Here is a 13981-nt window from a genome sequence, read left to right as displayed (position 1 = left end):
CACACGAGCGACGGTAGCCATTCGGGCCGGCCCTTGCCAAACGCGGCCTTCGCGACAGCTACCGAGACCGCACCGCAGCAAGAATGAGTTTGTTCACCTATGACCGATGAGATGAGGCTCACCTCGTTTCCTTCAGGCGGCCTGGCAGTCGTGGTCGGAGCGAGCGGCGGCATTGGCGCAGCGGTTGCGGCAGCCATTGGGTCGAGCGGGCGGTTTGCGCATGTCATCGAGGCATCGCGCAGCGGCCAGCCATCTTATGACATCACCCGCGAGGACCATGTCGCTGCCCTCGCCGAAAAGGTCAAAGCATCAGGTCATGATCTGAGGCTGGCTTTCGATGCGACCGGGTATCTGCATGGCGCTCAAGGCGGGCCGGAGAAGAGCTGGTCGGCCATCGACCCTGCTGCCTTGGCGCATCAGTTTGCCGTCAACACAATCGGCCCGGCTCTCTTGATCAAGCATCTGCTGCCGCTCTTCTCGCGTGACGGCAAAGCCGTGTTTGCAACAATTTCCGCCAAAGTCGGCTCGATTTCCGACAATCAACTTGGCGGATGGTACGGCTACCGATCTGCCAAAGCAGCCCTCAACCAAATCGTCAAAACGGCATCAATTGAGTTGGCCCGCAAGCGACCAGAGGCGATCTGCCTGGCGTTGCATCCCGGAACGGTTGCTACGCCTCTGTCCGATCCATTCGCCAAAAACGGTATTCGCCTGCAAACGCCGCAGGAGTCCGCAGCGTCAATGCTGCAGGTCATCAACAACGCAAGCACCGCGCAATCGGGACAGCTTGTCGCCTATGATGGCAAGGTCCTGCCCTACTGAGCCTCACCAGCAACGGCGCCTATCAATCGATTCCAGCGTAGGTCGAGGACTCCACCCCGCCGGCCCAGTGCTGACAATGCGCAATAACGCAGCAATGCGCCTGCATTTTGTGCGGTGCACAGACCTTGAGCACCCCCAACCCCTGTGTTAGCCCTTCCTATCCTTTTGTCAGGACGGACCGAGAACACTCGGCCTCTGACGCGAGGGTGGCACGTGTCCGCTGAGGGGTTGGGCGAAACTGACGGGTTAATCTCTGTTGCTCGCCAATGCTCCTGACGCGTGTCTGCGTAAACAAGGGAAGGACCAACAATGAAAAAACTTACGATTGCTGCAACAGCAGCATCGGCCATCGCGCTGACCGTATCGGCAATGCCGGCCCAGGCTGGTGAGCAGCTTGATGCGATCCTTGATCGCGGTGAACTGATCTGCGGCGTGAACACCGGCCTGGCTGGTTTCGGCATCGCAGACAGCCAAGGCGTTTGGACTGGCTTCGACGTCGATTACTGTAAAGCCATGGCAATCGCGCTCTTCGACGATTCCAGCGCTGTGCAATATGTTCCGCTTTCATCGGTGCAACGTTTCCCCGCCCTGCAGGCCGGTGAAGTCGACATTCTTTCGCGCAACACCACCTGGACTCTGACCCGTGACGCTTCGCTTGGCGCAACTTTTGCCGGCACATGGTTCTATGATGGCCAGGGCTTCATGGTTCGTGCTGAAGACGGCATCGAGTCGCTTGAAGACATGAACGGCGCTTCGGTCTGTGTCGAATCCGGCACCACCACCGAGCTGAACCTGGCAGACGTTTTTGCAGCACGCGGCATCGATTATGAGCCAGTCCTGTTTGAAGCGCTTCAGGAAGTTCTGACCGCCTTCTTCGAAGGTCGTTGCGACGTCTACACGACAGACGCTTCGGCTCTGGCCGCTGTGCGTACGGCCAACGCGCCAAACCCGGATGATTATGTGATCCTTCCGGATCTCATCTCCAAAGAACCGCTTGGCCCAATGCTGCGCCGCGGCGACGATGAGCTCTATGCCATCGCTCGCTGGATTCTGTTTGCAACACTGGAAGCTGAAGAAAAGGGCGTGACGTCAGAAAATGCTGCTGACATGCTCGCCAACTCTTCCGATCCAACCGTTCAGCGTTTGCTTGGCGGTTCCGGTGAAATGGGTTCCTTGCTTGGCCTGCGCAACGACTGGGCGCTGGACATCATCACCGAACTCGGCAACTACGGCGAAATGTATGAGCGTAACATCACGCCGCTCGGCCTGCCGCGCGGCCTGAACGCGCTGTGGACCGAAGGGGGCATCCAGTACGCTCCGCCGGTTCGCTAAGACGGCAACTAAGGACGGGCCATGGTGCACACGCATTGTGGCCCGTTTCCGTTTCAAGCCTGCGGGGAACCGGGGCTGCGATGCGCTACCATGAGCGCACCATGGCACCCGCACCTTTCCAACGGCCAATGCGTCCAGCGCTGATACGACGAACGGAAAAACGTTCGCAATTTTCAACAGCGCGCACAGGGAACAGGTTCGAGATCACGCATGACTGATCACGCGCATAGCGGAGCAGGATTTCCGGAGCCGTCAGCTCCGCAACCTAAGGCCGCACCAAAGACAAATCTCCTCTACAGCGAGAAATTTCGGGCCATCATCTATCAGGTCGTCCTGATCGCCGTTGTCATCGGCGTTGGCTTCTTTCTGGTTTCCAACACGCTGGCCAATCTTGCCGCACGCGGCATTCAGTCTGGCTACGGTTTTCTTGATGTGCGCGCCGGTTTCGATATCGGCGAAGCCATTATCGAATACACCAATGACGACACCTATGGCCGCGCACTGCTGGTCGGGATCCTGAACACGGTCAAGGTTGCGTTCTTCGGCATCATTCTGGCGACCATCGTCGGCGTCATCATGGGCATCGCCCGACTGTCATCGAACTTCTTGATCGCGAAATTCGCCTCGATCTATGTGGAGGTGTTGCGCAACATCCCGCTGCTCTTGCACCTGTTCTTTCTCTACGGGCTGCTCATCAACATTCTGCCGCGGCCGCGCGACAGCTGGACGCTGCTGCCTGGCGTGTTCCTCTCCAACCGCGGCCTGAAATACCCCGTCATGGCGGACCACCAGATCTGGACCTGGGTCCTTCTGGCCATGCTTGCCGGTGCCGTCGGCGCCTATTTCCTGGCGCGACGAGCCGATCGGATTCAGGCCGATACAGGCGTTCGACCCAAGACGCTTCTGCCTTCGCTGGGTCTCATCTTCGGTCTAGGTGCCGCAGTCTGGCTCATCGGTGGCGCACCGACCGAAGTCAACGCACCTGAACTGCGCGGCTTCAACTTCGCCGGTGGGCAGTCGCTGTCACCGGAGTTCTTGGCCCTGCTGCTCGGCCTCACCATCTACACCAGCGCCTTCATCGCCGAGATCGTGCGTTCAGGCATCCAGGCGGTGAACTACGGCCAAACCGAAGCGGCCAAGGCCGTTGGCCTCAACCCCGGCAACACGCTGCGTTTGGTGATTCTGCCGCAGGCCCTGCGGGTGATCATTCCACCGATCACCAGCCAGTATTTGAACCTCACCAAAAACTCCTCGCTGGCGATCGCGATCGGCTATCCCGATCTCGTTTCCGTCGGCAACACCGCGCTCAACCAGTCAGGCCAGGCGATCGAAATCATCGCCGTCTTCATGACTGTTTATCTCTCACTGTCGCTGATCACCTCGTTGTTCATGAATTGGTACAACGGGCGCATCGCGCTGACAGAGCGCTAGGGCGAGGACGTAAGACATGACCGATACAACAAGCTCCGCCGTCAACGACCGCCCGACAACCTCGGCACCGTTCGCCGACGCGGCCAATTTTGTACCAGCCCAAGCCCGTCCGGCGCCGGCCTACATCCGCCCTGGCCCGATGACGTGGCTGAAGGAAAACCTCTTCAACACTTGGTACAACGCCCTTTTCACACTGCTTGCCATTTGGGCGTTGGCCAACTGGATTCCAGCCCTGTTTGACTGGTTCGTCACCAGCGCCCTTTGGGAAGCCGCACCGGCTGACGCCTGCCGCGAAGTGGCCGGCGCTTGCTGGGCCTTTGTCTACGAAAAATGGCGCTTTATCCTGTTCGGCACCTACCCGTTTGAGCAGCAATGGCGGCCCGGCGCGGCGGTCACGATCTTCATCGGCCTGGTCATCATCTCCTGCTTCAAGCCGATGTGGAACAAGAGCCTTTTGGTCATCTGGCCAGTTGGCCTGATCGTTTGCTGGATCCTACTCTCAGGCGGCATCTTCGGTTTGGACTATGTGCCCAACAACCTCTGGGGCGGTCTGCCCATCACCCTGATGCTGGCCGTGATCGGCTGTGGCCTGGCCTTCCCGATCTCCATCGCCTTGGCGCTTGGCCGTCGCTCCAAAATGCCGATCGTCAAGGCGTTCTGCGTCGGCTACATCGAACTGATCCGCGGCGTCCCGCTGATCACGGTGCTCTTCATGGCTTCGGTCATGTTCCCGCTGTTTATGCCCGAAGGCATCACCATCGATAAGCTGCTGCGGGCGCAGGTCGCGATCATCATGTTTGCCGCTGCCTATCTTGCAGAAGTCGTGCGCGGCGGTCTTCAGGCCATTCCAAAAGGTCAGTACGAGGCCGCAGATGCGATGGGCCTGTCCTATTGGCAGTCGATGACCTTCATCGTCCTGCCACAGGCGCTGAAGATCACCATTCCGCCGCAGGTCAACACCTTCATCGGCATGTTCAAGGACACCTCGCTGGTGCTCATCGTGGGTATATTCGATCTCATGTTCACGATGCGCGTGGCCATCAACGATCTGGAATGGCGCGCCTATTACATCGAGGGCATGGTGTTCGTCGCCATACTCTACTTCCTGTTCTGCTTCTCCATGTCGAAATACAGCCAATGGCTGGAGCACGAATTGCATCGCGGCCACAAGCGCACCTAAGCGCCAACAGCCCTCAACCGTTTTTGCGTAAGGACACCAGACAATGGCAACCACCGCACCCGCTTCAACCGCCGCCTCCACCATGGGCGCCGCCGACGTCATCACCATGTCGGGCGTCAACAAATGGTATGGCGATTTCCACGTCTTGAAGGACATCAACCTGTCGGTGAAATCCGGCGAACGCATCGTTGTGTGCGGACCGTCGGGCTCCGGCAAATCAACGCTTATTCGCTGCATCAACCGCCTGGAAGAGCATCAGGAAGGCGACATCAGCGTTGATGGCATCGAGCTGACCGACAACATCAAGAACATCGACGCGGTTCGCGCCGAAGTCGGCATGGTGTTCCAGCACTTCAACCTGTTCCCGCACCTCTCGGTGCTCGACAACTGCACGCTCGCACCGATCTGGGTGAAGAAAACGCCCAAGGCCGAGGCTGAAGCGCTGGGCATGAAATATCTGGAACGTGTGCGCATTGGCGAGCAAGCGCTGAAGTATCCAGGCCAGCTCTCCGGTGGCCAGCAACAGCGCGTGGCCATCGCCCGCGCCCTGTGCATGACACCGAAAATCATGCTCTTCGACGAGCCGACCTCGGCGCTTGATCCAGAGATGGTCAAGGAGGTGCTCGACACCATGGTCGACCTCGCCAAAGAAGGCATGACGATGCTGTGCGTGACCCACGAGATGGGCTTCGCCAAAGCTGTTGCCGACCGGGTGATCTTCATGGATCAGGGCGAGATCGTTGAGCAGAACGAGCCGAACGCCTTCTTCGACAACCCGCAGAACGAGCGCACCAAAGAATTTCTCAATCAAATTCTTTAAGGCCACCTATGCCGTGGCCGTCCGCAGGGCGGTCATGGCATTGTAGTGTGTATGGTGGATAGGATGTCATTGATCCTTCACACACCAGACATAAGCGACAAGTATGACAGGCGCCGCCTCAGCACAGACACGTCCGCAAGACAGCCTTACCGCAATGAACGGCGGCGCCGGGATCACGCTGACAGACTGCGCAAAGACCTTTCCCGATGGCACGCGGGCCCTGCTGCCGCTCTCGCTTCACATTGCCCCACAAGAGAAGATGGTGATCCTCGGCCCGTCCGGCTGCGGCAAGACCACCCTGCTTCGCCTAATCGCTGGCCTCGAAACGCCCGACCTTGAAGGCTCGGTTCATTTCGACCAGGACGACGTTACCGGCCTGCCCATCGAAGCCCGTCGGGTCGGCATGGTCTTTCAATCCTATGCGCTGTTTCCCACGCTCACCGTGGCCGGCAACATCCTCTTTCCGCTGCATCTTAAAAAAGTGCCCAAATCCGAGCAGGCAGAGCGGCTCGCGCAGCTGGCATCCTTTGTCGGGATCGAGGGCCTCGAACATCGGCAGGTGCACGAACTGTCCGGCGGGCAAAAACAACGCGTCGCGCTGGCCAGGGCGCTCGCAGTTGAGCCACGCATCCTTCTGCTCGACGAACCGCTGACCGCCCTTGACGCCAGCCTACGCGAGCGGTTGCGCGCCGAGCTATCGGGACTGCTCGAAAAGCTCGGCGTCACGGCGATCTATGTCACCCACGACCAAGCCGAGGCGATGGCGTTGGCCGACAGGATCGTGGTCATGGACCGAGGCGCCATCGCCCAAGTCGGCACGCCCTTTGAGATTTACGAGCAACCCGCCTCGCCCTTTGTCGCCAAATTCATCGGCGCAGCGGCATTGATCCCGGCCCACGCCCACGATGGCAGCATCCACGTCCAAGGCCAGCGCATCGCCGCCTATCCCGACAAGCGCGGCGATGTCTTTCTCGTCGCCCGCCCGGAAGACCTGACCCCGGCCAGCGATGGTCCTCTGCAAGGCGAAGTGACGGCGGCGACCTATTTCGGCGACCGCAAGCGACTGCACATCACGCTTGATAATGGCCCACCGATCATCGTCGACACGTCGCCCGACACATCGCTTGAGGCGGGCGACACCACCCGGCTTGACCTCACATCTGAAACGCCGCGAGTCTTGGCGCCCTAAAGATGTCCCAAAGGAAACCGAGCTAACGTCATAGCCCTGTGATCAAGCCATACTAGGCACCGCACCAATCATCTTTCCCATCTTTGGAGTTTGACATGTCCGCTTTGCGTCCCTTGAAATCCTTGGCAGCCGCACTCGCGCTGACCATCGCCGCGCCGCTGGCAGTTCAGGCCGCCGAAGGCCGTCTGGTACTTTACACCTCTCAGCCCAACGCCGACGCGCAGGCAACCGTGGACGCGTTCACCGCTGCCCATCCAGACGTCGAGGTGGAATGGGTGCGCGATGGCACCACCCAAATGATGGCCCGTCTCGCCACCGAATTTGAAGCCGGCAGCCCGCAGCCTGACGTGCTTCTGATCGCTGACATGGTGACCATGGAGGGCCTGAAACAGGAAGGCCGTCTGATGGCGCATCCCGATGCCGACACATCAGCCTATGACGAGGGCCTGATGGATCCAGAAGGCTATTACTTCTCCACCAAACTCATCACCACCGGCATCGTCTACAATACCGCCGCTCCGTTCCAACCGGACAACTGGCTTGATCTGTTGCGCGATGAGGCCATTGGCCAGGTACGCATCCCCTCACCACTGACGTCAGGCGCTGCGCTCATCCACTTGGAAACCCTGACCAGCAACCTCGACATGGGCTGGGAATATTATGAGTTGCTCGCCGCCCGCGACACGATCGCTGCTGGCGGCAATGGCGGCACGTTCAATGCCGTGGCCGGCGGCGAGCAACTGTTCGGCATGGTCGTTGATTTCCTGGCCATCCGCGAAAAGGCCAATGGCGCCCCAGTGGAGTTTGTCTTCCCAAGCGAAGGCGTGTCGGCTGTGACCGAACCGGTTGCCATTCTCTCGACCGCGCAAAACCCGGAAGCGGCCAAAGCCTTTGTGGATTTTCTGCTCTCACCGGCTGGTCAGCAGCTTGCCGCTGACCAGGGCTATGTACCTGCCCATCCAGACATCGAACTGCCTGCCGGTTTTCCGCCCCGCGACGAGATCACAGTGATGGACTTTGATCCGGCGCAGGCGCTGGCAAGCTCAGAAGAAAACCGCATCCGTTTCGCTGATTTGTTTGGCCAGTAGACCCAACCAAAGAGACCGACATTGACATGGGCAGGCGCGCCACTTCAAACAGATCGCAAGATCGCTCCATGAAAGACCTATCATGAGTGACCAAACGATAGGCGCGCCAGTACTGCCCCGCACACGCCACCATGTGGAACCCAAAGACCCGGCCAGAAGCCTAAGCCAACGCGTCCCCTTCGCGCTCTCGCGCATGGATGCTTTCACGCCCTATCTGGTCCTGGGCATTGCTGTGCTGTTGCTTGCCCTTGTGCCGATCGCGCGCCTGCTGATCGCAGCTTTCGCGCCGGGACTGGAAGCTTTCTGGACAGAGATCAGCCGTACGGCCTCCGCGCGCGCCACCCTCAATACGTTTGACGTCGCGCTTTGGTCATCCTTCTTGTCACTTGGTTTGGGCGGCTTGCTCGCCTTTCTGGTTGGCGCCACCGATATGCGCAGCAAACGGCTGCTGTCGGTGGCATTCCTTTTACCGCTGATGATCGCCCCGCAGGTCACGGCTCTGGCCTGGCTCCAACTGTTTGGCCCATCCTCGGCCTTGCTCCAGACGTTTGGCCTTGCCCCACCGCCCGGCTCTGCCAATCCGATGTATGGCCGCGAAGGCATCATCTTGCTGCTTGGGGTTCAGCACACCGCGCTCGCCTTCATCACCTTGCGCGCCGGCCTGCGCGCTATCCCCGGCGACGTGATCGAAGCCGCCCGCGCCTGTGGCGCCAGTTCATGGCGCGCGTTTTCCTTTGTTGGTCTGCCGATGCTGGCGCCGTTTCTGGCCGCTGCGTTCGCGCTCTGTTTTGTTTCTTCGATCGGCAACTTCGGCATCCCGGCCCTGCTCGGCATGCCGGAAAACTATCTGACGCTGCCCACCCTCATCTATCAACGCCTGGCAAGCTTCGGCACCGGCATGATCCCACGCGTCGCGACGCTGGCGGTTTTGGTGTCATTCATCGCTGGCATCGGCACCATGATCACCGCGTTCGTGCTCGCCCGCTACGCCACGCGCATTGAGGCCGACAAACCGCTGACCCCGTTCGCTTTAGGTCGCTTTCGCCTGCCAGCCGAAATCGGGGTGTGGACACTCAACGCCCTCTTGCTGGTGGCCCCACTAACCGCGCTCATCGCCGCTTCGCTGCTACCGTCCTACGGCATGGCACTCAACGCTGAGACGTTCACGCTCAACAATTATGTCGAAGTGCTGTTCCGCCAGGACGTGACAACGCGGGCGTATATGAACTCATTCATGCTCGCTGGCAGCGCGGCGCTGATCCTGATGGCGCTTTCGCTGCCGTCAGGTTACGCGCTCTCTCGGCTATCAGGGCGCCGCCGCGTGTTGTTCGAAGCGCTGGTGGAAACGCCTTACGCCCTGCCCGGCATCGTGCTTGCCATCGCGATGATCCTGCTTTTCATCCGCCCTCTGCCGGTGATTGGCGTCAGCCTTTACGGCACTTACGGCATCATTCTGATCGCTTACCTGTCGAGCTTCTACATTCTTGCGCTGCGCCCGGTGACCGCCGCCTTCAGCCAATTGGATCCACGGCTTGAGGAAGCAGCGGCCATGTGTGGTGCTGGCTTCTGGCAGCGTTTCAACTTGGTTCTGGTTCCCGGTGTCCTGCCGGCAGCTGCGGCCGGCGCGGTACTTGTGTTCCTGACCGCTTTCAACGAGCTCACCGTTTCGGCGCTGCTCTGGTCCTCGGGTACCGAAACGCTCGGCGTTGTTCTCTTCAACTTTGAAGATGGCGGCTACACCACGCTGGCATCGGCTGTTGCCGTGGTCACGGTGCTGGTCGTTCTGGCGCTAGTGATCGCGCTCGACAGCCTGCATCCTAGGCTTCCAAAGGGCACGCTTCCCTGGCGGTAAGAGCGCTGCTAACAAGCGGCCATGAACCAGCAAAACCTCCTCCGCTCGCTCTTTGACGAAGCCGTTCGGGTCGCCGACCCGATGATCTGCGTGCCCGCCCACCTGCCACCCAAGCCCGACGGCGAGCTGCTCGTCATCGGCGCCGGTAAGGCATCGGCGCGGATGGGCGAAGCGCTGGAAAGCGCCTGGGGGCCGTGCGACGGCCTAATCATCACCCGCTACGGCTATGAACGCCCGCTGCAGGGCATCACACTCAAAAGCGCCTCGCATCCCGTGCCAGATGAGGCCGGTTTGCTGGCCACCCGAGACCTCCGCGCCATGCTTGAGCAGGCTGACAAGAACACCTTCATCCTCGCCCTCATCTCTGGCGGCGGATCCTCGCTGATGATCGACCCGGCGGGCGACATGACGCTGGAGGACAAGATGGCCGTCAACGCCGCCTTGCTTGCCTCAGGCGCGCCGATCGATGAGATGAACGTGGTGCGCAAACACCTCTCGCGCATCAAGGGGGGGCAACTCGCAGCCGCCGCTTACCCTGCCACGCTTCATGCCCTGATGATCTCCGATGTCCCGGGCGATGATCCGGCCTACATCGCCTCTGGGCCAACCGTCGGCGACAGCTCGACGCCTGCCGATGCGCTGGCCATCATCACGCGCTACGCCATTGACCTGCCTGCTTCGGCCAAAGCCGTTCTCGATGGTGAAACTGGTGTCATTCCACCAGGCGATGAACACCTGTCGACGACGACCAACACCATCATCGCCGCACCCTCCCAGTCCCTAGACGCTGCCAAGAAGATCGCGGAAAGCGAGGGCATCGAGGTCACCATTCTTGGCGATGCGCTGGAAGGCGAGGCCCGCGACCTCGCTCGTCAACAGGCCGCTCTCGCACTCAAACTGCAAAGTGAGATCAACCAACCGCTCCTACTTCTCTCCGGCGGCGAATGCACCGTCACCCGCACCGGCGACGGTGTCGGCGGCCCCAATGCTGAATACGCTCTATCGCTCACTGTTGCGCTTGATGGCGCGCCAGGCATTCATGCGCTTGCCTGCGATACCGATGGCGTGGACGGCGCGGCGGAGGTGGCCGGCGCAATGGTGACGCCGGAAACACTCGCCAAGGCGCGGACCGAAGGTATCGACCCGCAAGCCTCTCTCACCAACAATGACACGCACAATTTCTTCGCCAGCATTGGCGATCAAGTCATCACCGGCCCGACACTCACCAACGTCAACGATTTCCGTGCGATCCTGATCGAGCCTGCCTAAACATCCACGGTATCAACGGCCCCGGATGTCTGCGCCAATGCCACAGATTTGATGACCGCATAGACACCGATGCCTTGCTGCAAACCCATCTGCTCCACCGAGCGACGGGTGACCTGCGCAACCAAACTGTCCTCGCCACAGGCGAGCATCACATCAATCGCCGACGGGTTGGTGCCCGATGCGCGCAGTTCGGTGATCTGACAGGCGAGCACATTCAGTGCGCTGAGACCCTCCGGCAGACGCAGCGAGAGCATCACATCGCGCGCCGCGATCTCGACTTGCAGCACCCAGCCGAGCGGCGCATCCACCTGCGGTACGAAGAGCCGCCCGCTGGCCAGTGCCAGTTCTGACAGACCATCGGAGCTGTTTTTCATCACCAGACGTGCACAGACCGTACGGGCCAGCCCAGTCCCACTGCCGCCGAGCAGCGCATCCGGCGGGCCCTGATCCACACATCTCCCGTCGGCGATGATCGCCACCTGATTGGCCAGCCGCAGAACTTCCTCGCGGGCATGGCTCACATAAAGGATTGGCACGCCGACCACGTCGCGGACCTTCTCAATGAGGGCGAGCACATCAGCTTTGCGCGCCTGATCAAGCCCGGCCAATGGCTCGTCCATCATCAGAAGTTTCGGTTTGGAGAGCAGCGCCCGACCAATCGCTACCCGCTGCGCCTCACCGCCGGACAGTCCAGACGGCTTACGGCTGAGCAACCCGTCCAGCCCCAACAGTTCCGCCATCGCCACCGCGTCGGCCCGTTTCACTGACCCATCGGAAAAACGCGCGCCATAGAGCAAGTTTCTCAGTACAGACAGATGCGGGAAGAGCCTGGCATCTTGAAAAACAAGACCAATGCGCCGTTTGTGGACCGGCTGATTGGTGTGGCTGGCATTGTCGAACAGGACTTGGTCACCGAGCTGAATATGCCCGCTGTCGGGTGTGACCAGCCCAGCAACCGCCTTGATCACCGTGCTCTTTCCAGCGCCTGAGCGACCGAACAAAGCAGTGACCCCGTCACCAGCAGTAAGATCGAGATCCAGCGTGAAATCGCCCTGCTGTTTCTTGATGGCGATCTGAAGCGTCATGGCCGATCCACCCGCGCTGCGGTTACTCGGCGGGCCAGAAGCTCAGCGATCAGCACGGCACCGATCGAAACGGCGATGGAAACCAGGATCAGACGAAACGCGCTTTCTTCACCACCGGGCACTTGCAGGAACGCATAGATCGCCGAGGGAATAGTCTGCGTGCGGCCAGGAATGTTGGAAACAAATGTGATCGTCGCGCCGAACTCGCCCATTGCCTTGGCAAACGCGAGCACCATGCCCGCGATGATGCCGGGCAGCGCCAGAGGAAGTGTCACAGTCCACAGCACCATGAAACGGTTAGCGCCCAAAGTGGAGGCAGCCTGTTCCAGCTTTGGGTCGATGGACTCAAATGCCAGGCGGATCGCCCGCACCATGAGCGGAAACCCCATGACGGCACTGGCGAGCGCCGCGCCAGTCCATTCAAAGGCAAAGCGGATGCCGAAGGTCTCATCCAAAAACCCACCAATCGGCCCTTGGCGGCCAAAGCCGATGAGCAGCAGATAACCGGTGACCACAGGCGGCAGAACCAGCGGCAGATGCACCACAGCATTGAGTAGCCCATGGCCAAAAAACCGCCAGCGCGCGAGTGCATAGGCGATGAACAGGCCGAGCGGCAGGCTTGCCAGTGTCGCCACCAACGCCACCTGGAGCGACAGGACAACTGCTTGCCATTCCTGCGGACCGAGCCAGTCTGTGATTCCCATTAGCCGCCCTCACCCGATGGGAGGGGTGAGAAACCGTTCTCAGTCAAAATTTGCTGCGCGTCATGGCCCACCAAAAACGCCAAAAAAGGTGCTGCTGCTCCGTTATCGGATTGCGCAACACTCGATGCGGCGTACTGAATGGCGGAATGGCTATCGGAGGGGAAGGTTTGAGCCACAAATACTGCCTCATCAACCTGCGCATCACTGGCATAAACAATTCCGAGCGGTGCTTCGCCGCGCGCAACCAGAAACAGGGCCGAACGCACATTGTCAGACTGCGCCAAACGCGGCTCCAACACCTCCCAAACGCCGAGATTTTGCATGGCCTCGCGGGCATAGATACCGGCGGGCACGGCATCCACCAGAGCAACGGCAAGGCGACCATCCTCGCCCAAGATCGCCAGCAGATCATTGGCGGAGGTGAGATCGGGCGGCATCTCGAACATCATGGATTGCGGCGCGATCAGCACCAAACGGTTGCCAGCGATTGTGCCGCGCGTGTCGGCGTTGATCAGCCCGCGCTCGTCCAGATAGTCCATCCAGATGGAGTGGGCGGAAACGAACACGTCCGCTGGCGCCCCTTGCTCGATTTGGCGGGCGAGAACCGACGTGCCGGCGTAGGAAAACACCACCTCAACGCCAGTTTCTCGCGTAAATGCCTCACCGATCGCGTCAAAGGCATTTTTCAGGCTTGCCGCCGCAAACACGGTCAGCGGTTCGGCGCGCAGGGGCAGCACCATCATGGCCGCAAATACAATCGCTGCGACCGCGCGCATCACGCGGTCCCTGCGACCCAATCAGTCAAGCCAAGCTCAGCTTGCAGCTTCTTGGTCAGTCCGCCCGCCATGATCCGGTGCGCTTCGCGGATATAGGCGGAAAGATCTTCATCGCTCAGAGGGTTGTCCTCGACAACGCGGATCCATTGACCCTTGGCCATGTAAGGCGCTTGGGCAATGCCCGCCTCTTGGGTCAGCAACTCAAAGCTCATCGGCGCGACCTTGAGCACAATGCCATGCTGCCCATTTTTCGGATCGTCAGGGCCACCATCTTTGCCAAGCCAGAAGGTGGACATGGCAAAAACTTTGTTCTTGCCCTTGGCGGTCTGATCGCCAACCTTCCACACATGCGCATCGCCCCACTGCACCACCATAAAGGTGGCCGGCAGGCTATCGCACAAGGCGTCAAAGGCGGCGCGATCCATCATCAGGA

Annotated in this window: 13 protein-coding genes; 9 read left to right on the top strand and 4 right to left on the bottom strand. The window is 60.3% G+C overall.

Annotation, left to right across the window (positions count from 1 at the left end; translation table 11 throughout):
* Nucleotides 1–111: 111 nt before the first annotated feature.
* The 9 genes from JJ917_14820 (at nt 112) to JJ917_14780 (ending at nt 10983) form a co-directional block, all read left to right on the top strand.
* Complete coding sequence (locus JJ917_14820) at nt 112–822, top strand: SDR family NAD(P)-dependent oxidoreductase (GenBank protein MBO6700098.1); 711 nt, start codon at nt 112–114, stop codon at nt 820–822.
* 309 nt (nt 823–1131) lie between these two features.
* Nucleotides 1132–2154 (top strand): amino acid ABC transporter substrate-binding protein, encoded by a 1023-nt coding sequence (locus tag JJ917_14815; GenBank protein ID MBO6700097.1) that lies wholly within the window; start codon nt 1132–1134, stop codon nt 2152–2154.
* A 210-nt stretch (nt 2155–2364) separates the two neighbouring features.
* Complete coding sequence (locus tag JJ917_14810) at nt 2365–3585, top strand: amino acid ABC transporter permease (protein MBO6700096.1); 1221 nt, start codon at nt 2365–2367, stop codon at nt 3583–3585.
* A gap of 16 nt (nt 3586–3601) precedes the next feature.
* Nucleotides 3602–4765, top strand: coding sequence for an amino acid ABC transporter permease (locus JJ917_14805; GenBank protein MBO6700095.1), 1164 nt, complete (start codon nt 3602–3604; stop codon nt 4763–4765).
* Between the two features lie 43 nt (nt 4766–4808).
* Entirely contained in the window at nt 4809–5585 is a 777-nt protein-coding gene (locus tag JJ917_14800; protein MBO6700094.1) for an amino acid ABC transporter ATP-binding protein, read from the top strand.
* A 103-nt stretch (nt 5586–5688) separates the two neighbouring features.
* On the top strand, nt 5689–6774 hold the full coding sequence (locus JJ917_14795) for an ABC transporter ATP-binding protein (GenBank protein ID MBO6700093.1): 1086 nt from the start codon (nt 5689–5691) through the stop codon (nt 6772–6774).
* Nucleotides 6775–6869: 95 nt separating this feature from the next.
* Entirely contained in the window at nt 6870–7862 is a 993-nt protein-coding gene (locus JJ917_14790; GenBank protein MBO6700092.1) for an ABC transporter substrate-binding protein, read from the top strand.
* 193 nt (nt 7863–8055) lie between these two features.
* A complete protein-coding gene (locus JJ917_14785; GenBank protein MBO6700091.1) occupies nt 8056–9714 on the top strand; it encodes an iron ABC transporter permease in 1659 nt (552 codons plus the stop codon).
* 21 nt (nt 9715–9735) lie between these two features.
* Entirely contained in the window at nt 9736–10983 is a 1248-nt protein-coding gene (locus JJ917_14780; GenBank protein MBO6700090.1) for a glycerate kinase, read from the top strand.
* Here JJ917_14780 and modC read toward each other — a convergent pair.
* Genes modC through JJ917_14760 form a run of 4 tightly spaced genes read right to left on the bottom strand, consistent with a single transcriptional unit; the run spans nt 10980 to nt 13973 of the window.
* Nucleotides 10980–12068 (bottom strand): molybdenum ABC transporter ATP-binding protein, encoded by a 1089-nt coding sequence (gene modC, locus JJ917_14775; protein MBO6700089.1) that lies wholly within the window; start codon nt 12066–12068, stop codon nt 10980–10982. The genes JJ917_14780 and modC overlap by 4 nt on opposite strands.
* The gene (gene modB, locus JJ917_14770; GenBank protein MBO6700088.1) at nt 12065–12772 is read right to left on the bottom strand and encodes a molybdate ABC transporter permease subunit; all 708 of its coding nucleotides are present in this window, start codon (nt 12770–12772) and stop codon (nt 12065–12067) included. Before modB ends, modC begins: the two co-directional genes overlap by 4 nt.
* Nucleotides 12772–13548, bottom strand: a complete 777-nt coding sequence (gene modA, locus JJ917_14765) for a molybdate ABC transporter substrate-binding protein (GenBank protein MBO6700087.1) — start codon at nt 13546–13548, stop codon at nt 12772–12774. Before modA ends, modB begins: the two co-directional genes overlap by 1 nt.
* Complete coding sequence (locus JJ917_14760; protein ID MBO6700086.1) at nt 13548–13973, bottom strand: MmcQ/YjbR family DNA-binding protein; 426 nt, start codon at nt 13971–13973, stop codon at nt 13548–13550. Before JJ917_14760 ends, modA begins: the two co-directional genes overlap by 1 nt.
* Nucleotides 13974–13981: the final 8 nt, after the last annotated feature.

Source organism: Hyphomicrobiales bacterium (genome assembly GCA_017642935.1).
In the GTDB taxonomy this organism is placed as follows: Bacteria; Pseudomonadota; Alphaproteobacteria; order Rhizobiales; family MH13; genus MH13.
The sequence above is the reverse complement of the archived record's forward strand: the minus strand, read 5'-3'. Positions and strand labels throughout refer to the sequence as shown.

Excerpts from the sequence above, each read along its gene's own strand:
- JJ917_14820 (MBO6700098.1), top strand. The coding sequence starts at position 112 with ATGAGGCTCACCTCGTTTCCTTCAGGCGGCCTGGCAGTCGTGGTCGGA.
- JJ917_14815 (MBO6700097.1), top strand. The coding sequence starts at position 1,132 with ATGAAAAAACTTACGATTGCTGCAACAGCAGCATCGGCCATCGCGCTG.
- JJ917_14810 (MBO6700096.1), top strand. The coding sequence starts at position 2,365 with ATGACTGATCACGCGCATAGCGGAGCAGGATTTCCGGAGCCGTCAGCT.
- JJ917_14805 (MBO6700095.1), top strand. The coding sequence starts at position 3,602 with ATGACCGATACAACAAGCTCCGCCGTCAACGACCGCCCGACAACCTCG.
- JJ917_14800 (MBO6700094.1), top strand. The coding sequence starts at position 4,809 with ATGGCAACCACCGCACCCGCTTCAACCGCCGCCTCCACCATGGGCGCC.
- JJ917_14795 (MBO6700093.1), top strand. The coding sequence starts at position 5,689 with ATGACAGGCGCCGCCTCAGCACAGACACGTCCGCAAGACAGCCTTACC.
- JJ917_14790 (MBO6700092.1), top strand. The coding sequence starts at position 6,870 with ATGTCCGCTTTGCGTCCCTTGAAATCCTTGGCAGCCGCACTCGCGCTG.
- JJ917_14785 (MBO6700091.1), top strand. The coding sequence starts at position 8,056 with ATGGATGCTTTCACGCCCTATCTGGTCCTGGGCATTGCTGTGCTGTTG.
- JJ917_14780 (MBO6700090.1), top strand. The coding sequence starts at position 9,736 with ATGAACCAGCAAAACCTCCTCCGCTCGCTCTTTGACGAAGCCGTTCGG.
- modC (MBO6700089.1), bottom strand. The coding sequence starts at position 12,068 with ATGACGCTTCAGATCGCCATCAAGAAACAGCAGGGCGATTTCACGCTG.
- modB (MBO6700088.1), bottom strand. The coding sequence starts at position 12,772 with ATGGGAATCACAGACTGGCTCGGTCCGCAGGAATGGCAAGCAGTTGTC.
- modA (MBO6700087.1), bottom strand. The coding sequence starts at position 13,548 with ATGCGCGCGGTCGCAGCGATTGTATTTGCGGCCATGATGGTGCTGCCC.
- JJ917_14760 (MBO6700086.1), bottom strand. The coding sequence starts at position 13,973 with ATGGATCGCGCCGCCTTTGACGCCTTGTGCGATAGCCTGCCGGCCACC.